This window comes from Dolichospermum compactum NIES-806 (assembly GCF_002368115.1).
GTDB lineage: Bacteria > Cyanobacteriota > Cyanobacteriia > Cyanobacteriales > Nostocaceae > Dolichospermum > Dolichospermum compactum.
This window is the reverse complement of sequence record NZ_AP018316.1, coordinates 4,804,977-4,824,613: the sequence shown is the minus strand read 5'-3', so window position 1 is coordinate 4,824,613 and position 19,637 is coordinate 4,804,977. Positions and strand designations below refer to the sequence as shown.

At 37.1% G+C, this 19,637-nt stretch carries 15 protein-coding genes and 1 pseudogene; 10 read left to right on the top strand and 6 right to left on the bottom strand.

Going from position 1 to position 19,637, the window contains the following annotated elements; all coding sequences use genetic code 11:
- Positions 1 to 481: 481 nt before the first annotated feature.
- On the bottom strand, positions 482 to 2,332 hold the full coding sequence (locus tag CA730_RS22465; RefSeq protein WP_096670699.1) for a phosphodiester glycosidase family protein: 1,851 nt from the start codon (positions 2,330 to 2,332) through the stop codon (positions 482 to 484).
- 719 nt (positions 2,333 to 3,051) lie between these two features.
- Between CA730_RS22465 and CA730_RS22460 the strand changes: the two genes are divergently transcribed.
- Complete coding sequence (locus CA730_RS22460) at positions 3,052 to 7,737, top strand: glutamate synthase-related protein (RefSeq protein WP_096670697.1); 4,686 nt, start codon at positions 3,052 to 3,054, stop codon at positions 7,735 to 7,737.
- 206 nt (positions 7,738 to 7,943) lie between these two features.
- Here the strand turns inward: CA730_RS22460 and CA730_RS22455 are convergent, their stop codons facing one another.
- Entirely contained in the window at positions 7,944 to 8,225 is a 282-nt protein-coding gene (locus CA730_RS22455; protein WP_231939915.1) for a hypothetical protein, read from the bottom strand.
- 259 nt (positions 8,226 to 8,484) lie between these two features.
- Between CA730_RS22455 and CA730_RS22450 the strand changes: the two genes are divergently transcribed.
- The 5 genes from CA730_RS22450 to darG all read left to right on the top strand — a co-directional run bounded on the left by CA730_RS22450 (position 8,485) and on the right by darG (position 13,477).
- Positions 8,485 to 9,678: a hypothetical protein gene (locus tag CA730_RS22450; RefSeq protein ID WP_096670695.1), complete on the top strand. Its 1,194-nt coding sequence runs from the start codon at positions 8,485 to 8,487 to the stop codon at positions 9,676 to 9,678.
- A gap of 76 nt (positions 9,679 to 9,754) precedes the next feature.
- Positions 9,755 to 10,774: a transposase gene (locus tag CA730_RS22445; RefSeq protein WP_053537527.1), complete on the top strand. Its 1,020-nt coding sequence runs from the start codon at positions 9,755 to 9,757 to the stop codon at positions 10,772 to 10,774.
- Positions 10,775 to 11,151: 377 nt separating this feature from the next.
- The gene (locus CA730_RS22440) at positions 11,152 to 11,370 is read left to right on the top strand and encodes a hypothetical protein (RefSeq protein ID WP_096670693.1); all 219 of its coding nucleotides are present in this window, start codon (positions 11,152 to 11,154) and stop codon (positions 11,368 to 11,370) included.
- Between the two features lie 192 nt (positions 11,371 to 11,562).
- Positions 11,563 to 12,192, top strand: coding sequence for a type II toxin-antitoxin system toxin DNA ADP-ribosyl transferase DarT (gene darT, locus CA730_RS22435; protein ID WP_096670691.1), 630 nt, complete (start codon positions 11,563 to 11,565; stop codon positions 12,190 to 12,192).
- 211 nt (positions 12,193 to 12,403) lie between these two features.
- Complete coding sequence (gene darG, locus CA730_RS22430) at positions 12,404 to 13,477, top strand: type II toxin-antitoxin system antitoxin DNA ADP-ribosyl glycohydrolase DarG (RefSeq protein WP_096670689.1); 1,074 nt, start codon at positions 12,404 to 12,406, stop codon at positions 13,475 to 13,477.
- 387 nt (positions 13,478 to 13,864) lie between these two features.
- On the opposite strand, the gene CA730_RS22425 is transcribed toward darG, so the two are convergent.
- From CA730_RS22425 to CA730_RS22415, 3 genes are all read right to left on the bottom strand, one after another.
- Positions 13,865 to 14,812: a polysaccharide deacetylase family protein gene (locus CA730_RS22425; RefSeq protein WP_096670687.1), complete on the bottom strand. Its 948-nt coding sequence runs from the start codon at positions 14,810 to 14,812 to the stop codon at positions 13,865 to 13,867.
- 337 nt (positions 14,813 to 15,149) lie between these two features.
- Positions 15,150 to 15,524: an EamA family transporter gene (locus CA730_RS22420; protein ID WP_096670685.1), complete on the bottom strand. Its 375-nt coding sequence runs from the start codon at positions 15,522 to 15,524 to the stop codon at positions 15,150 to 15,152.
- Positions 15,525 to 15,631: 107 nt separating this feature from the next.
- On the bottom strand, positions 15,632 to 16,576 hold the full coding sequence (locus CA730_RS22415; protein WP_096670683.1) for a glycosyltransferase family 2 protein: 945 nt from the start codon (positions 16,574 to 16,576) through the stop codon (positions 15,632 to 15,634).
- A gap of 165 nt (positions 16,577 to 16,741) precedes the next feature.
- On the opposite strand from CA730_RS22415, the gene CA730_RS22410 reads away from it, so the two are divergent.
- Entirely contained in the window at positions 16,742 to 17,005 is a 264-nt protein-coding gene (locus CA730_RS22410) for a type II toxin-antitoxin system Phd/YefM family antitoxin (protein WP_096670681.1), read from the top strand.
- Positions 16,989 to 17,375 carry a type II toxin-antitoxin system VapC family toxin gene (locus tag CA730_RS22405; protein ID WP_096670679.1) on the top strand — a complete coding sequence of 129 codons (387 nt, stop codon included), beginning with the start codon at positions 16,989 to 16,991 and terminating at the stop codon, positions 17,373 to 17,375. The genes CA730_RS22410 and CA730_RS22405 overlap by 17 nt, the downstream gene beginning before the upstream one ends.
- A 24-nt stretch (positions 17,376 to 17,399) precedes the next feature.
- On the opposite strand, the gene CA730_RS22400 is transcribed toward CA730_RS22405, so the two are convergent.
- On the bottom strand, positions 17,400 to 17,591 hold the full coding sequence (locus CA730_RS22400; RefSeq protein ID WP_197705475.1) for a hypothetical protein: 192 nt from the start codon (positions 17,589 to 17,591) through the stop codon (positions 17,400 to 17,402).
- Positions 17,592 to 17,615: 24 nt separating this feature from the next.
- Between CA730_RS22400 and CA730_RS22395 the strand changes: the two are divergent.
- Positions 17,616 to 18,068, top strand: a pseudogene (locus CA730_RS22395) (hypothetical protein); the annotation flags it as partial.
- A gap of 3 nt (positions 18,069 to 18,071) precedes the next feature.
- On the top strand, positions 18,072 to 19,595 hold the full coding sequence (locus CA730_RS22390; protein ID WP_096670677.1) for an ArnT family glycosyltransferase: 1,524 nt from the start codon (positions 18,072 to 18,074) through the stop codon (positions 19,593 to 19,595).
- The last annotated feature ends 42 nt before the right edge of the window (positions 19,596 to 19,637 follow it).

Genomic DNA, 19,637 nt, shown 5'->3' with positions numbered 1-19,637 from the left:
AACAGTTGATGGAAAAGGCACAAGATTTAGCCACTCTGATAAAGATAGCAAAACTCACCATTAACTGGTAAGGTCTATTGCTTAAACCAATGTGTCTACACAAAGTCTTCATCAAAAAAATAATGGAGTCAGGAGTATGGCTAACGCCACGCTGCGCTATCAGGAGTTCAGGAGTTCAGGAGGAAGAAGAAAGAAGATAGGACTTACGCACGCTCACTAATTTACCATGATATGAATGAACGAAATTGCGTTGTTTTCGGCTTTGGGAATAACTTATTGATTAGGGTGCGTCAGATAGAGGGAATCTGTTTTTTTTGTCAAAATATCGTGTCTGACGCACCCTACAAGGGATAAAATTTACGTCACATATTTGGGGAATCTTGTCAATGCGTAAATCCTAGAAGAATAGTTTTCATCAGTTACCAATTACCAATTACCAATTACCTGTTCCCTTGCTATGACGACAATTTTCAACGCCAACCTACTTAGAAGTTTTTGGTGATATAAAAATCCCAATCCCGTTGTGAACACGGGCTGCTGTATTAGGGGAACGGTCAAGTAACTGACCGCCTAAATAGAGACTAGTAGAACTACCACCGTCTAAATTTAAAGCATTTATACAACCCATTGTTTGCATTAATTTTGCTTGTTCGGCTAAAGTTGGTCCACCACCACCAGCCCGATTATGTACAGCAGCAATCATAATATTACCTGTAGATTTGGTACAAATACTACTGCGAACTGCTTGACCTTTCATAAAAGCGGGGCTGAATGTTTCTGCTGGTCCATCCAGGACTATTTGCCGATTTACTACTAATAAAGGACCTGCACCAATAATGTGAGGGTAGCGACTAAATTCAGGTGTGGTAGTGGTGCTGGTAAGAGAAACTTTTGTCCCAATGGGTAATTGTGGTGTCTGATTGCGGAAGATGAGGAGATAACCATTTTCGGGAATGGGAATGGTAGTTATACCACTTTTACCTCCTGCTAACTGATTAGTTACTTGATTGTTTTCAACAACTACAATAGTTTCATTATCAGCTAAAGGTGTATAAGTATTTCCCCAGGCTGGAGTATAACGAGCAATACCGCGTTGGACATAACCAGTATTAAGTAAGGAAATGGGTAAACGTTGATTATTGTTGGTAATTAGGATTTCTGTGAGGGTGAGGCGACCAAAGTAAAATTGTCCGTTATTATTCCAAGCGATCGCTCCTCGGTTGAGAATTGGGCCGGATATCCATTGATTATCGCGCCGAATTGCCCCTAAAGGTAATTTATTGTTACGGTTAAAATAACCACCATTAATTGCGGCTATTGCTAAGTAATTTTGGGCAGTTTGGATTAAAGGGGCTGTACCAGTTAATGTTTGCGGATTAGTAATTATAGGCTTAATGCTTAATCCCACAGAACGTGGGTTAATATCTAACCAAACCACAGGAAAGCGGTCTGTTCCTAAAGTTACCAACTGCTGTCGCCATTGTAATCCTCGCGCCCAAGCGATAGTTTTTTCCACCATTGCATCAGGTTGAATATCAATAACTAAGCGATTTGGTTGGGGAATAGTGCTAACTTGTACAGACTGACCAAAGGGAACACTCAACCGGACAATTGTTTGATTATTCACTACTTCCACTTTTTGAATTATTAATGCGGGGGTTGGTGGTGTAGTCATTTGAAAGTTGTAGCGTTGTATTAAAGCCGGATCAGCAATACCATCGAGGGTGAGAGTCCATTCTCGATTGGGTGGTGTGGTAGATTTAGGGATAATCTCATCAGGATCTACTACTTTTTTGACTGGTAACTCCTGTCGAATTTGCCAAGGAGTAGCCATATCTAAATCTAGGACAACTCTATCTCCTTTTGGTTGTTTGCCCAGACGAATGTTTTTGAGTTGGGAAGGGGGAGTAGAAATTACCAAGGTGTTACTATTGGCTTGAATTTTCCATCTCTGTTTAAGTGCTAACTGAGTAACATCTAAATAGCGATATCCCCCGCTGAGATTGGTATTGAGAACGAAGGGATTTGTCAAGTTAGAAAACCACTGTACTGGTTGTTTGCCAGGATTACTGCTATTGAGTAAATTTATCCCCAGCAGTTGCTTGAGTGCGCCATCACTTAGATAAGTTTGTCCTTTGGCGGTTGCTGTTGGCTGTAACCATGCGCCTGGTAAGGTGCGGCCATTGAGAATAATTTGATTACCAGCGCTAACGGCAGTGGAAACGGGAGTTGGTAAAGTAGGAGTATCTTGAGCAAATGCCCCATAAGTAGCAGTCAAACACAGTGCTGTTGACAGTAGCGGTAATACATAATTTAGGATTTTCAAGATCATTGACTCAGTATTTTTGAAAGTTATCAATCAAAACCCAGCCTAACGAAAATTTATAGGGAAATTGAAAAAATAATTACCTTTTTTAGAAATAATCGTGATAGTATATATATTGGGTTTTTATCTCTTCTTAAGACTAGCGAACAATTATTATGCTAAAAATACTAGCCGTAATTGTTTTAAATCGTACAAACTGCTTGTAGACTTGAATGATAGTCTTAGGGATTAAAGCCAAAATTCGCAGAATCAACTTCTAGAATTTTAGATTTTAGATTAGGACTTGCATCTAAAATCTAGGGTTCGTTGGGTGGCTAATGAATAAGCAGCCACAATATAGGCAAAAACAGATATATTTTAGGAATTGTCAAATGGGCATATAGGGCAAATACGCTGATTTTGTAGCTGCATCAGGAAAATTGTGGCTTTTAGCACAGCGAAGTGTAAAGTTAAGATCGTGTTTCAGGTAAACCGAAAATGGGTAATGCCTAAAGCCATTGATCTATTATGCAATCAATAAAAGAATGCAGTAAACAAATAAACAATAGATAGGCATTGGTAACATAGCTTTGGCTGAATGTCAAGAAGACAGCTAAAATTGTTATCCATAAATTTTGGTAATTATGTATTTTTATCCAGTGCCAGTATGGCGTTAGCCATTATTGAGAAAATTTCCCTCTAGCAGTAATAACAACATCTGTAACTCAACATTTCAGGAATAGAGTATGAATCATCAACCATCAAATCAGGGTCAGCAAATTACAGTGTCAGATACTAATTTTTCAGATACATATCCAGGGCAAAAGTGGTTAGTAGAAGAAAGAGATGCTTGTGGAGTCGGGTTTATCACCCATCGTCAAAATATTGCCAGTCATGAAATTTTGGATAAAGCTTTAACTGCTTTAACTTGCTTAGAACATAGAGGGGGTTGTAGTGCTGACCAAGATTCTGGAGATGGTGCGGGGATATTAACAGCAATTCCTTGGGAATTATTGGCACAAGATAACAATAATGGCATTGATTTTTCTAGTCTAAGTAATATGGCTGTGGGGATGATATTTTTTCCCCAAGACGAAACAGCCGCCAAAGCTGCTAAAGCTGCATTTGAGCAAATAGCAGCAGAAGAAAAATTGACTGTACTGGGCTGGCGAGTAGTTCCAGTGCGTCCTGAAGTATTAGGGTTGCAAGCAAAAGAAAATCAACCCCAAATAGAACAGGTGGTAATTTCCTGTGCTGATAAGAGCGGTGATGAGCTAGAAAGAGAATTGTATATTGCCCGTCGTCGTATTATGCAAGCGGGCAGAAAAATTTCCGAAGATTTCTATGTTTGTTCCTTGTCTAGCCGCACAATTGTTTATAAAGGCATGGTGCGTTCTGCGGTCTTAGGGGATTTTTACGAAGATCTAAAAAATCCGGCTTTTAAAGTAGCATTTGCGGTATATCATCGCCGCTTTAGTACCAATACTATGCCCAAATGGCCTTTAGCCCAACCAATGCGGCTATTGGGTCACAATGGAGAAATTAACACCCTATTGGGGAATATTAATTGGATGATGGCACGGGAAGCTACCCTCAATCATCCAAGTTGGGAAGATCGTTTTGATGAACTTAAGCCTCTGGTAAAGATTGATAATAGCGATTCCGCTACTTTAGATAATGTACTAGAGTTGTTGGTGCGATCGGGACGCAGCCCTTTAGAAGGGTTAATGATGATGGTTCCTGAAGCCTACAAAAACCAACCTTCCTTAGCTGAATATCCCGAAATCGTGGATTTTTATGAATATTACAGCGGTTTGCAAGAATCATGGGATGGACCTGCACTGTTAGTATTTAGCGATGGTAAAAAAGTTGGAGCGACATTAGATCGTAATGGTTTAAGACCTGCTCGTTATGTCATTACCAAAGATGATTATATCGTTGTTGCCTCCGAAGCTGGAGTTGTGGATTTCCCAGAAGAGAATATTCTGGAAAAAGGTAGACTAGGACCTGGACAAATGATTGCGGTGGATTTAAACACCCAGGAAATTCTCAAAAACTGGGAGATTAAACAACGCATTGCTAAACAACATCCCTATGGGGAATGGTTGCAACAGCATCGCCAAGAATTGAGTGAGTTAGTTAAGGGTAAGTCTGTAGTTAATGGCAATGGTAACGGTAATGGGCATTTGTCAACGAACAACGGACAACTGACCACTGACAAAATTGATTCACAAGTCTTATTACAACAGCAGATTGCTTTTGGCTACACCATAGAAGATGTGGAAATGGTGATTCACCCTATGGCTAGTACGGGTGCAGAAGCGACTTTCTGTATGGGGGATGATATTCCTTTAGCGGTATTGTCAGAAAAATCCCATTTGCTGTATGACTATTTTAAACAGCGGTTTGCTCAAGTTACTAATCCAGCAATTGACCCTTTACGGGAAAAGTTGGTGATGTCTCTGACGGTGGAATTGGGTGAAAAGGGGAATTTATTAGAACCTAAACCGGAATACGCCCGCAGACTCAAGTTGGAGTCTCCTGTACTGACTCAGACAGAGTTAGAAACTATTAAGTTGTCAGGTTTTGCAACGGCTGAATTGTCAACTTTATTTCCCATAGCCACAGGACCAAATGGTTTAAAAACCGCTGTGGAATCTTTGCAGAAACAATCTGCTGAATCGGTGCGGGCTGGTGCGAAGATTCTCATATTAAGTGACAGAACAGGTACAGGAATTGCAGCAGAATATACGTATATTCCCCCTTTATTAGCCATTGGTGCGGTTCATCATCACTTAATCCGTGAAGGGTTACGGATGAAAACATCCTTAATTGTGGATACAGCCCAATGTTGGAGTACCCATCATTTCGCTTGTCTCTTAGGTTATGGTGCGGGGGCGGTTTGTGCCTATATGGCTTTAGATACTGTAACTGCTTGGTGGCATGAACCCAAAACTAAGCAGTTTATGACTAGGGGCAAAATTGCCACTTTGACTTTAGAACAAGCCATTGAAAATTATCGCAAAGCTGTAGAATCGGGTTTGCTGAAAATCCTCTCGAAGATGGGTATTTCTCTACTTTCCAGCTATCAAGCAGCCCAAATATTTGAAGCTATTGGGATTGGTCGTGATTTATTGGCTTTAGGTTTCCGGGGGACAACTTCCCGCATTGGTGGTCTCAGTGTGAGCGAATTAGCGCAAGAGGTGTTGTCTTTCCACAGTAAGGCTTTCCCTGAATTGACGGCGAAGAAGTTGGAAAACTTGGGTTTTGTTCAATACCGTCCTGGTGGTGAATACCACATGAATAGCCCAGAATTGGCTAAGTCGCTGCATAAGGCTGTCAATGGCAAGCAATATGACCATTATGAAGTTTATAAACAACATCTGCAAAATCGTCCGGTGACGGCGCTGCGTGATTTGCTAGATTTCCAAAGCGAGCGCTCACCGATTCCTTTAGAACAGGTAGAGTCAGTTAATGATATTGTTAAACGTTTCTGTACTGGTGGGATGTCTTTAGGGGCGTTATCACGAGAAGCACATGAAACTTTAGCGATCGCAATGAATCGCATTGGTGGTAGATCTAATTCTGGTGAAGGTGGCGAAGATCCGGTTCGTTACAATGTTTTGAGAGATGTAGATGCTAATGGTAAATCTCCTACTCTTCCTCATCTCAATGGGTTAAGAAATGGTGATACGGCTGCAAGTTCAATTAGACAAATTGCATCAGGACGGTTCGGTGTTACTCCCCAATACTTAGCCACAGCCCAACAACTAGAAATCAAAATTGCCCAAGGTGCAAAACCAGGAGAAGGTGGACAGCTACCAGGACCCAAAGTAAGCCCTTATATTGCCATGTTGCGGCGTTCTAAGCCGGGTGTAACTTTGATTTCCCCACCACCCCACCATGATATTTATTCGATTGAAGATTTAGCCCAGTTGATTTTTGACTTGCACCAAATTAACCCCACAGCCCAAGTTTCTGTGAAATTAGTCGCAGAAATTGGAATTGGGACAATTGCAGCAGGTGTGGCTAAAGCTAACGCTGATATTATCCAAATTTCGGGACATGATGGCGGTACAGGTGCATCACCCCTTTCTTCCATTAAACACGCTGGTAGTCCTTGGGAATTGGGTTTAACAGAAGTACATCGAGTATTGATGGAAAACAGTTTGCGCGATCGCGTCATCTTGCGTGTAGATGGTGGTCTCAAAAGCGGCTGGGATGTCCTAATTGGGGCATTAATGGGGGCGGAAGAGTTCGGCTTCGGTTCGATAGCGATGATTGCGGAAGGCTGCATTATGGCGCGGATTTGCCACACTAATAACTGTCCTGTGGGCATAGCTTCTCAGAAGGAAGAAATGCGGAAACGGTTTACAGGCATTCCCGAACACGTTGTCAATTTCTTCTACTTCATTGCGGAAGAGGTGCGGAGTCTGTTGGCTAAATTGGGATATCGTTCTTTATCAGAAGTAATTGGTCGCGCTGATTTATTGACGGTGCGTTCTGAAGTCAAACTGAATAAAACCCAAGCTTTGAATTTGGATTGTTTAACTAAGCTACCAGATACAAAAGTTAATCGCAGTTGGTTGGTGCATGAAAAAGTTCACAGCAATGGAGCAGTTTTAGATGATCAGTTACTAGCTGATGCAGATATTCAAGCCGCGATTCAGGATCAGGGTGAAGTTAGTAAAACCGTTACCGTCGTCAATACCGATAGAACAGTCGGAGCTAGGTTAACTGGGGCGATCGCTCATAAATACGGTGACAACGGCTTTACAGGGCAAATAAACCTGAATTTCCAAGGAAGTGTGGGGCAAAGCTTCGGCGCATTTAACCTGGATGGTGTGATTCTCAACTTAGTAGGGGAAGCAAACGACTATGTCGGTAAGGGCATGAACGGTGGGGAAATTATTATTAAGCCCCCAGCCAATGCCACCTATAACCCAGCAGAAAACGTGATTGTAGGGAATACCTGCCTTTATGGGGCGACTGGTGGGGTGTTATTTGCCAATGGTTTAGCTGGAGAACGGTTTGCGGTGCGGAACTCTAAAGGTACAGCCGTAATTGAAGGGGCTGGTGATCACTGCTGCGAGTATATGACTGGTGGGGTGATTGTTGTTCTGGGTAAAGCTGGCCGCAACGTGGGTGCAGGTATGACAGGCGGATTGGCTTATTTCCTTGATGAATCTGGTAATTTCCCAGACTTAGTTAATCACGCTATTGTCAATGTGCAACGGGTTGTGAGTGAAGCAGGTGCAAAACAATTATATGAGTTAATTCAAACTCATGCCCGGAAAACTGGTTCACCCAAGGCAGAGGAAATTATTGCTAATTGGGAAGCATACTTACCTAAATTCTGGCAGTTAGTTCCACCTTCTGAATCTGATAGTCCAGAAGCCAAAGTAGCAGAAAAACAATTGAGTTCTGTGTAATTTGTCTGAATCAGGATGTACAGGATTTGAGGATTTACAGGATTTAATTAAATACTTTATCCTGTTCATCCTTTAATCCTTTTTTGTCTGAATCAGGATGTCCAGGATTTGAGGATTTCCAGGATTTATTCACCTGTGCCTACTCCAGTAGGAGTTTGACTGATTTATTTCTCGCGTCAGGTTTGTGAGTGTTGGTGATAAGGAGGTTATTGGTTGAGGGAATTTTGGGGAGAATGGACTCCAACTGCAATAAAATTTCTTTTGAACAAACTCCCAGTAATGTGCTGTTGGTGTACTAATCTTCCTCCACTCCCAACTGGTGGTGTCATGATATGGGATAATGCTTGAGGAATGGTTTCTTTAGATTCTGGGGGGTATTCTGTATGGTTGAAGTTTGCCCATTGTTGATCTAGAGTGTGGGTTTTTAGTTGTTTGATGGTGCGAGTTAGAAAGAATTCGTTTTCACCAAAGTATAAGTATGTTGGCATGGTAGTACGGCAATTGTATTATCGTACATGAGCGTTAGCTCTAAATCTAATATAATTTTGTCTGCATCGAAAAGCAGTCATTCAACGAAATGGCATTTTTGTCTAAATTGTAAAAAGTAAGATAATTTACCCTAATTTTCGGGAATACTCAAAACGGAATAACAGAATATAGTATTATTAAGCAAGAATATCGTAATCTTTTATCAGACTGGGATTAATTGTAGATTATTAAAATCTAATACGCAAGAACAAAAGAAAAATGATGCTAGGTAAAATTGTTTGGTTTGGTGGGTTTAATAATCAAAAAAATAAAGTCAATAATTTTGGTTTTATTGCTCCTTTGGGGGAAGAAAATACAGGAGATATTCGTGTTGATCGAGATGATGTTCCATTAGATATACAAGAAATTATAGAGGGTGATAAAGGAAGGGGCGTATACGTTCAATTTGATATTGATGCAAGGCGTAATCGAGTAATCAACCTGAAAGTACCAACCTTTATTGGTGTTGTTAAGAAGTCTGAATTTTGGGGTAAATGGCAGATTACTTATAACGATAATTGTAAAATTTATTTCAGAAGAAGGACTCAGTACGAAAGCGAAAGCCTTGTTGCTTTCAGTATTAAGGAAACTAAGGATAGGGAAGCTATGGAAATGGCTGAAATATTCGGAGAGGACGAAGAAATAAAATATAAACTAGCACCATTCTTATTAAGGACAATTAATGATGTACGAGAAGTTGATAATGATGAAAGAATAGTTGAGAAGTATGCTAATAGTAATATATTTCCACTGTTTAAAAAATTTATTCTTGAATATTTATTATCTTTGCCATTGGAGATAGCCGAAACTTTCGTTATTAATAAGCTCAAAGATTTAGATGAAAATCAACAAGATTTTATCATTAAGGAAATCGCCGAAAAACTGCCAAATCTTCTAATTATTTCTGCGACATTGCGTTCGTACTTAAAATTTGATTCTTCTAGTCCAAATAGTTATATTGAATTCATAAATAGACATATTAATCTAGTAGAAGAACATTTAAGAAAAGAATTGATAGATGAACTAATTAAGAAAGTAGAGCAAGCGGAAGAAAATGCACTTAATATATATTGGCAAGAGGTTCAATATCTACAAGATAACTTAGCTTATAAAAATTTCCTCTGGCATATTGCACCAGCAGAAAGAAAAATTCCAATAATTGCTGAATACACACCATCTATAGCAAAAGATGTTGCTGAGAAAGTGGTTCTTGAACATCTTAACCAGTTTAATCAACAAGAACAAGATAAGTTGATTAATGAACTCATCAGAAATGCACCAAAAGTTATTTTGGCTTCTTCTAAGTTACGTTCTTATTTAAAATTTACAGTACAATTGACAGAATACTATTTCAAATTCCAAAGAACAGACAATAATTACGACATTTTTATTAACAAGTACCAGAAGTGTTGAATGTTAGGAAAAGATTAAAAAAAAGTACCATAATTTGATACAATCTAAAAAAATATAGATAAAGAATTATCAAATTATGCGCTTAAAGAATTTCCCAGAAGTGGTCAAAACAATATTGAAACCATTGCCCAAAAAAGATTATCCAGTTCTGGACACATTTTCATTTGTATCAGTGTGGTTACAGTATGTCATGGATAAAAGTATAGTGAGTATGAGAGATTTATTTCAAAGACTAAATAATCAAGGGATAGATTTAAAAATATCAAATTTTTCCAAGGCAAGTAAAAAGAGAGATACTCAAGTATTTTTGGAGATAATAACTGAATTAAACAATCAACTGAGAAAGAAAAAAGGAAAGGAAGAAACCCAAGCATTATTTCCTATAGATTCAACAATTATTACATTAACAAGTAAATTATTATGGAGTCAAGGATATCATCAAGTAAAACTATTTTGTGGGTTAGATAGTTTGACATCAGAAGTTGGTGGAATGGTGATTCATTTTGGGCAAGGACATGACCATAAATATGGACAAGAAACAGTAGAAGCAATTCCGTCAAAAGGAGTAGGGATAATGGATAGAGGATTTGCATCCTCCGAAAGAATATCTGAATTAAAACAACAAAAAAATAAAGCTTTTGTCTTAAGAATTAAAAATAATGTCACTTTAGAAATGCTAGAAAATGGTAATTGTAAAGTTGGCAAAGATGAAAGAGAAGTGGAAATTAGAGTAGTAGCATTTTGTGATATAGAAACTAAGAGTGAATTTCGTTTAGCAACAAACTTATTAAATGAAGGAGAAGAGCAAGTTAGTAATCAAGAGATTATGGAAATTTACATACAAAGATGGCAAATTGAATTGTTATGGAAATTCTTAAAAATGCACCTCAAGTTAGACAGACTTATGACAAAGAATGAGAATGGAATTAGAATTCAGATAATGTGCTGTTTAATCGCTTATTTGATATTGCAACTAATAGAAATACCGCAAGAATTTGGCAAAACTTTATTAGATAAACTCCGTTATCTTCAGTCCTATATGTGTCAGGAAATAAGTTATGTTCATTGGTTTAGAAAACTTATTTGGATAAGATGAAAAATAGCACTTATAGGCTAAGTTTATTTCAATATGTAAAGTTTTATTACGCTATTCAACATTTCTGGTACTTAGTATAGAATTTTTAGATTATTTTGATTTTGATAATATATATAAATATTTTGGAGAAGCTGATTACGAAACTGCATCTCAACAAGAATTTATAGTCAAGAATGGGCTTTATTTCTCTAAGGGAATAGATTTCCAAATTATATGTAGAAATACTCAAGATAGAGAAGCTTTAATTAACATGATAGGATCGGGTTCAGAGTATGTAAATAAAATAGTTATAGATAATTCATTTTATAACTGTGTCAATCCATTTGTACAAGTAAAAAAAACAGATACCTTTAAGTATTAAACAGTTAGAAAATAAAGTGATAACAGGGAAAATTCGTTTATTTTCATCTCAAGGATATCTATACTTAAAATCTATTTCCTCTACTACTCAAGATTTTATAGATATAAACCTAGATAAAAAATTAATTGTAGAGGTAAAAACTAATATTCGCTTAGAATTTGACCAGATTGAACCTTTTTATGTATATTTTGTGGAAGATGGAAAAGATTGGTTAATTTATCAATATGGTTCTTGAAATAATTAAGTTAACATTTTCAAATCTTAGTTTTCAATTCTAGCAAATACTATTAACTTTACTGGAGTGATGTTTGCTGGTCTTACCTTCATTCAAATAGCGACATAGTTATTTTGTAGACAATAGTTTAAAATCTAGAGAATAGGTTTGTTTGTACCTGAAACCTCCAAGAGTATAATTTAAAAGCACTAGATGTCTACACCGATTTATCACATCACCCACATTGATAACTTAACCTCCATAATCACCAGTGGGGGATTGATAGCAAACAGTAGACTTAAGATACAACAAACCAATTATCTTGACATCGCACACGGACACATTCAAGATAGACGTGCCACCACAAAAGTCCCATGTAGTGCTGGGGGATATTTACATGATTATGTCCCCTTTTATTTTGCTCCGCGTTCACCCATGCTCTATGCCATTCATAAACAAAACGTAGATAGTTATAGCGGTGGACAACAGCCAATTATCCATCTAGTTTCAGAAGCTTATACCATCAATTCTTTAAAACTAAAATTTGCTTTTACTGATGGACACGCTATCATGGCATATAGCGAATTTTATGATGATATGTCTGATTTACAATCAGTCATAGATTGGGAATTAATGAAATCAAAATATTGGGCTAATACTCCAGATGACCCCAACCGCAAGTGGAGAAGACAAGCAGAATTTTTAGTTTATGAAAATTGTCCTTGGAGTTTAATACAAGAAATAGGTGTAATCAATAAAACTATTGCTGAACAAGTACAACTAATACTTACCGCCTTTAATATCCAAATTCCAGTAAATATTTATCAAAATTGGTATTATTAAAATCATCAATCAATTAGCTAAATAATATTTCAAATCATTATTAATATTATTCAAAAATTCCATTAAGTAGTAAAATAATATTTAAAATCAGTTTCTAGTTTATCCAGTGATAGATAACACTAATTGATAATAATTGATTATCAATCAGCAACTACCACAGAGAATATAACAGTATAAACAGCGATTAAAATTATTTAATCCCTTAAAAACAATGATTGAAATTAAGCAAGGCAACTTATTAACAGAACCAGCACAAGCCCTAGTAAACACAGTGAATTGTGTCGGTGTCATGGGCAAAGGCATTGCTTTGCAATTTAAACAAGCCTATCCAGAAAATTTCCGCCAATACGAAAAAGCCTGTCGTGCTGGACAGGTGCAACCGGGGCAGGTGTTTACCGTCGCTACAGGTAACTTATTTAATCCCCTGTACATTATTAACTTCCCCACCAAACGCCACTGGAAGGGCAAATCTAAATTAGAAGATATCAAAACTGGACTGGTAGCATTAGTCGCCCAAGTACAGCAATTAAACATTACTTCCATTGCTATACCTCCATTGGGGTGCGGTAACGGTGGCTTAGACTGGAGTGAGGTTAAACCCTTAATAGAATCAGCTTTTGCTGCACTTCCAGATGTCCAAGTCATTATTTTTGAACCCAGTGGCGCACCTGCTGTGGAAACAATGCCCGTAGCCAGCAAAAAGCCAAATATGACTCGCGCCCGTGCCTTGTTTATTCGCTTACTGGAATTGTACGGTATTCCTGGTTATGAATTAACCAAACTAGAAATTCAAAAACTCGCCTATTTTTTACAAGTAGCAGGTGAACCCCTACGCCTTGAGTATGTAAAACACAAATATGGACCTTATGCCCATAATCTAAATCATGTTTTAAAACACATAGAAGGGCATTACATTCGCGGTTATGGGGATGGAACAGCCAAGGCAGAAAGCGCGGAAATTTACGTTTTACCCGCAGGTAGAGAAGCTGCACAGTCCTTTTTAGCCAATGACCCATCAGCACAGGAACGGTTAGAACGAGTTAGCAACCTCATAAATGGCTTTGAAACCCCTTATGGCATGGAATTATTGGCTACAGTTCATTGGGTAGGGACTCAAGAAACCAACCCAGTCCAAGATAGTGAACAGACCATAGAGTTAGTTTATTCCTGGAGCGATGGGCTGCGCCCCATCGTAGATGAACGCAAACGCACCATCTTTAAACCACAACATATACGTAAAGCTTGGCAGCGATTAGGACAGCAGAATTGGTTGGCTGCAAAATAAAAATATAAGGCGATCGCCCCTTCCATTACCATAGATGATCGCCCTCATCACCAGTATAATTCCCCACTCATTGCGTATTTGGAGATGTCTACTTTATCTGTATTTATCATGTTTATCCTTTCATCTTTTTTGTCTGAATCAGGATATCCAGGATTTAAGGATTTACAGGATTTAATTACGATTATGTGCATCTTTATCCAGAATTAGTATAAGCTGAGAAACATTTAATTTGCATAATTAAAACAGGCAGGATGCCTGTTCCACAAGAGTTTTAGTTGTGAGCAATATACAATCTAAATGTTCAACAGCTTATTCATCCTGTTAATCCTTTAATCCTGGTTATCCTGATAGCGCAGCGTGGCGTTAGCCATTTCAGACATTATTTATTTAAGGTTTCTTGGGTTTTTGAGGTTTTTGAGATTTTGTTTTATTCTGGGCAACTAACTGTGGATATTGATCTTGCATTTCTAAAAGTTCGGGAATAGTCACAAATTCATAACCCTGTTTACGGAACTTGCTAATGATTTCTGGTAAGGCTTTGACAGTGTGAGAGCGATCGCCACCACCGTCGTGCATTAACACAATACCACCTGGTTTAGCTTCCCTAAAGATGTTATTAATTAGTCTTGGCACACCCGGACGTGAATAGTCCATAGAATCAGACGACCACATAATAACAGCATACTTGTTACTTTTGGCGTAAGCTGCGACTCCATTCCTCATGTTTCCCCCCGGTGGACGAAACAGACTGGTTTTCACCCCTGTAGTTTGATAAATTATGTCTGTTGTATTAGCAACTTCATAAGCTGCCACCTGGGGATTCATCTGATGATACCAGTGATGCCAGGTATGATTAGCAATAGTATGACCATCTGTAACTACCCGTTTTGTTAAGTCGGGATAATTCTTGACATTTTGCCCAACTACAAAGAATGTACCTTTAATATTATTTTTCTTAAGAATATCTAATACTTTCGCGGTACTATTAGGCCAAGGTCCATCATCAAACGTTAAGGCAATAACTTTTTTTTCTGGAGGAAGTTTAGCTTCACTAATGACAATCCCTTGAAAGTTAGATGGTACATCAGTAGAAAACCCTTTGGCTTGTGCTTCTTGTTGCCAACTGGTCAGCATTTCTGTTTTAAATTCCTCTAACCGCTGCTGAGTTTTAACATTAGCAGCAATATCTTTATTTTTAACAATTACACCCTGACTTTGAGCATCAGAGGTTCTAGCTTTGAATAGAATCATCAAAGCAATACTTAAAGTGCCAGTTAGTCCAATTAATGCAATTAATATTCCCTGCGTTCCAAAAAAAGACTTATTATTTTCCACAGTGTAACTCCTTCAAGGGATGAGCAACCATTGATGACAGCGATCGCTCTGACGGTAGGTTATAACACATTTTCCTAAAAATTGAGATAGTTTGTCATACTGTAAAATATGAGTAGCTTGAACATTTATGTATATTTTACTGCTGAAGATCATGGGTTACTTTTGAAAAAATGATTTTTTCTGCAATGCCATTAGTAGTAGATGATAATTAACTGAAGATAGTTTCTCATTTATGAATGATATTTAGTAGTTACGTTGGCTACTTTTTTAATCTTGAGTAGACATATTTTTATCACGGATTGATAACTCTTCCATAATAGTGGATTTAACTGTTCTGTTAAGTTGATTTTTTCCAAATCACTAATATCACCCCAGAGACAATCAAACCTAGTCCAAAAACACGGGTTAGAGAAATAGGTTCTTTTAAAACAAAATAACCTAGTAATACAGAAAATATATAACCAATAGATACAGCAGGGGCAGCAACGCTGAGATTTACTTTGGTTAGGAGTAAGATATAGGCTACTGCACCAATACCATAACAGATTAATCCTAATAAAAGTTCTGGTATCGTGATCATGTTGAGAATCAGATTAATCATGTTTTCTCCATGAACTTTACCTAATTTAATTGCTCCCATTTTCAAAAAAAACTGTCCGGCTACACTAATAAGAACTGATATTAGTAGTAAACTAAATTCTGGTATTGACACTGACGTTACCTTGATTTTATTGATGACGGTGATTGGGGGGATGAAATACAATTGAGGGCGCAGAGCCTGCGCCCCTAAGTTTTTGAGATTTGAAAGTAGTAAATAGTTTAGTTTTTTGTAAAGCCTCCAGTTTCTTTTAATGTATAAAGAGGACGACCTTTTACTTCTTCATATATTCTGCCAATATATTCACCTAAAATACCAATACAAATTAATTGGACTGAACCCAAGAAAAACATAGAAATTGTAATTAATGTGTAACCAATTAAGTGAGAGACTGGGGCAAATATCCGCCAATAAAGCACTAATACTATCATAATCATCGCGATCGCCGCCGAGATAGTCCCTAAGTAGGTTGCCAGTCGTAAGGGAACTGTAGAAAAAGAGATAATACCATCAATTGCCAGGGATAAAGATTTACCAAAAGTATATTTTACATCTCCTGCAAACCGAGGGTTTCTTTCAAAAAGTACAGAAGTTTGTCGAAAACCTACCCAAGCACGTAAACCGCGAATATAACGGTTGCGTTCTGGCATAGAATTTAAGATATCTACTACTTGTCTATCCATTAAGCAAAAATCGCCTGTATCCACAGGAATATCAACTTTAGCCAAGCGTCGCAGAATGCGATAAAAAAGGTATGCTGTTAAGCGTTTTAGCCACCCTTCCTTTTGACGGGATATGCGTTGAGCGTATACTACTTGGTATTGCTGATGCCACTTTTCGATCATTGTTAAAATTAATTCTGGTGGATCTTGGAGATCGGCATCCATAACAATGATACATTGACCTTGGACAAAGTTCAAACCAGCAGTAACAGCGACTTGATGCCCAAAATTCCGGGCTAGACTGAGGTAATGGACTCGATTATCACGATGATGTAATTCGCGCATCATACTTAAAGAGCGATCGCGGCTACCATCATCTATTAAAATTAATTCCACATCACCGTCTAACTGTTCCATGACATCATGTAAACGGCGATACATCTCCATGATGTTTTCTTCTTCGTTATAAATGGGGATAACTAGGGAGTAGATGGGCTGATTCACGGTTATGATTGATTTGCTGTAAAGTTTATAATTAAGGTTTATTGAGTTGAAAAGTTAGGAATAATGATAGTTTACAGAAAATAAAGAAAATTAATTTAAAGTATCGTAAAATTAGAGTACAAGCTAAGGAATTGACATTGATTTTACCACTAATTAATGATAACAATGTATAATGCAGAACTTCCAGACAACTTAGGTGATTTTGGAGAATTACTCCGTCGAGTTTTGTCAGGAGAAGAAGTTATTCTTTCTCAAGCTGGTAATCCTGTTGCTCGTATCGTACCTTTTTCCCACCAGCCATTACCGCGAATACCGGGTTTAGATCGTGGTAAGGTGATCATTAGTCCTGACTTTAACTCACCTTTACCAGAAGATATTTTAAAAGATTTTCTTAATCCCCTAGACATTCAGAATGAAAGTATTACTTGATACCCACGCATTTATTTGGTGGGTTACAGATGATTCGCAACTTTCATCTATCGCTGACAAAATCATTACTGACCCTAGTAATGAGTTATTCTTAAGTTCTGCAAGTGCGTGGGAAATTGTGATTAAGGTACGTTTAGGAAAACTAAGTTTACCTGAACCTCCAGAAACATATATTCCCAGTCGATTAAAAATAAATCGTTTCCAGAGTTTACCAATTCAAATGGTTCATGCTTTACAAGTAGCAAATTTACCTGATTTACACCGTGATCCATTTGATAGTATTATTATTGCCCAGAGTCAGGTGGAAGAAATGGCAATTTTAACTGTAGATAGTCAAATTATTCAATATCCTGTTGATGTAATTTGGTAGTTATTGCATATTTGATCATTGAATTTAACCTAACCATTTATCCTGTCCATAATTAATCCATTGCTGTACTAACATCAACGCAGAAATAAAAGTCATAAATAATAAAGTTTGATATTTGATTTTACCAGGAATACAGCGATATAAATATCCTAAAGACACAAAAAAAAAAGAATGGAGTCGCAAATATATATCTACCCAAGCTAAGTAAACGATCATAGCTAAAAAACTGAATTAATGAATGAGAAGTCTCCACCTTTAGATTTAGTTTCCCAAATGTCACAATTAGCAGTAGACTTAAAACAGGGAAAATTAGATAATATCTTTGTGCAAATAGATAATTTTAATCAATATGATCCTACTCAATATTATTTAAAGCAAATTGAATTTGCCGCTAATTATTACCTAGAAAATGAACCAAATAATCTGAATTGGCGTTATACTTTGGTTTTATCACAACTTTTACAGCGCAAAGCACCGGAATTAATCCATAATTTAACAGAATTGACTAAATATGATCGTCAAAATCCCTATACTTGGCTTTATTTAGCATTTGTTTATTTGTACGACTTTCAACCCAAACAAGCCCAAAAGCAGTTGATAATAGCAGAAAAATTAAACCCAAACATACCAGAATTAAAGACTTTAAAAACAGTTACAAATATCATGAAATTTCTTCCATTAATTCATTTATAAAATATGAGTCATAAACAATGGTTTTTAGGTTTATTGGTAGCATCTTTGATTTTATGGTTGATAGGTTTGGGTAATTTACCTTTACGAGATTGGGATGAAGGTACTTATGCTATAGTCGCTAGAGAAATTTATCGTACTGGTAACTGGATTTATCCAACTATCCAAGGAGATCCTTTTTTATTAAAACCACCTTTGATGCAATGGTTAATTGCTGTTTGCTATCATATCTTCGGAGTGCAAGAATTTACTACCAGATTTCCGGGAGCATTTTTAACAGCTTTAGGAGTACCTTTACTTTATTTAATTGGACGTTTAGCTTTTAAAGAAAATTTACCAGCTTTATTTTCAGCTTTAGTTTATTTAACATTGTTGCCGGTAGTCCGTCATGGTAGATTGGCAATGTTAGATGGGATGACTATTTCCTTTTTTCTATTGTTGCTATTTTGTGTTCTTAAAGCCAGAGATAATAAAAAATATGCTTTGGGTATCGGTGTTTGTTTGGGTTTAATTACTTTAAGTAAGGGAATGTTAGTGGTAGTTTTAGGGGGAATAGTTTGTTTATTTATTATTGTTAATCAACAATTAGCTTTATTAAAAAATCCATTTCTCTGGATAGGAATGGTGTTAGGTAATTTCCCTGCTGTTGCTTGGTATTTTGCCCAATGGCAACATTATGGCAATATTTTCTTAGCAGTGCATTTTCAATCCCAAGCTTTTGATAGATTGGGAAAAGCTGTGGAAGGTAATACGGGTCCTGTTTGGTATTATTTACTGGAGATTCTCAAATATGGTTTTCCCTGGTTGTTGTTTTTGCCAGGTGGTTTATATTTAAGTTGGAAAAATCGTCATACTGATTGGGGTTGTTTAACTCTCATTGGTACAATTATTTATTTTGCAATAGTTTCTTTAATGAGTACCAAATTACCCTGGTATATTATGCCCATATATCCATTTTTAGCGTTAGCAATTGGGGCTAATTTAAGTGATATTTGGCAAAGTGGGAAGTTTAAAAGTAAATTCTTGACAGGATTTTTTGCATTTTTAGTAATTGTTGGTTTGGCAGGTTGTGTTTATTTCAGTATGTTTGATCAACAGCCATTGTTAATTGTGATGAGTGTGATTTTAGCCATAACTATGGGGATGACATCATGGTTAGTTAATCAGCATAATCGTCAATTTATTCCGGTTTTATTTACAGGAATGTATCTGGTTTTAGCCATGTTGATGAGTTCTCAATCATGGATTTGGGAGTTAAATGAAAAATACCCTGTTCTCCCAGTGGCAGCTTTAATTAAAGATAATGTGCCACCGGGAACACAAATATATACTTCTTTTCCTGATAGTCGTCCTAGTTTAGATTTTTATAGTGATTGTAAAGTTATTCCTAAATCTATGGCAGATTTACAAGATAAGTTTGCTGATAAATCTTATTTATTATTGGGTAAGGAGACTTTGCAGAAAATTAATTTAAATCAAAGTCAAGTTATGGGGGAGGCTAATGGTTTTAAACTGGTTGCCACAAATTAATGCTAATTGATATATAATATGGGCAACCACGGGGGGATTGCC

Bases quoted from the DNA above. Each gene is read 5' to 3' on its own strand.
- CA730_RS22465 (WP_096670699.1), bottom strand. From the start codon at position 2,332: ATGATCTTGAAAATCCTAAATTATGTATTACCGCTACTGTCAACAGCA.
- CA730_RS22460 (WP_096670697.1), top strand. From the start codon at position 3,052: ATGAATCATCAACCATCAAATCAGGGTCAGCAAATTACAGTGTCAGAT.
- CA730_RS22455 (WP_231939915.1), bottom strand. From the start codon at position 8,225: ATGCCAACATACTTATACTTTGGTGAAAACGAATTCTTTCTAACTCGC.
- CA730_RS22450 (WP_096670695.1), top strand. From the start codon at position 8,485: ATGATGCTAGGTAAAATTGTTTGGTTTGGTGGGTTTAATAATCAAAAA.
- CA730_RS22445 (WP_053537527.1), top strand. From the start codon at position 9,755: ATGCGCTTAAAGAATTTCCCAGAAGTGGTCAAAACAATATTGAAACCA.
- darT (WP_096670691.1), top strand. From the start codon at position 11,563: ATGTCTACACCGATTTATCACATCACCCACATTGATAACTTAACCTCC.
- darG (WP_096670689.1), top strand. From the start codon at position 12,404: ATGATTGAAATTAAGCAAGGCAACTTATTAACAGAACCAGCACAAGCC.
- CA730_RS22410 (WP_096670681.1), top strand. From the start codon at position 16,742: ATGTATAATGCAGAACTTCCAGACAACTTAGGTGATTTTGGAGAATTA.
- CA730_RS22405 (WP_096670679.1), top strand. From the start codon at position 16,989: ATGAAAGTATTACTTGATACCCACGCATTTATTTGGTGGGTTACAGAT.
- CA730_RS22400 (WP_197705475.1), bottom strand. From the start codon at position 17,591: ATGATCGTTTACTTAGCTTGGGTAGATATATATTTGCGACTCCATTCT.
- CA730_RS22390 (WP_096670677.1), top strand. From the start codon at position 18,072: ATGAGTCATAAACAATGGTTTTTAGGTTTATTGGTAGCATCTTTGATT.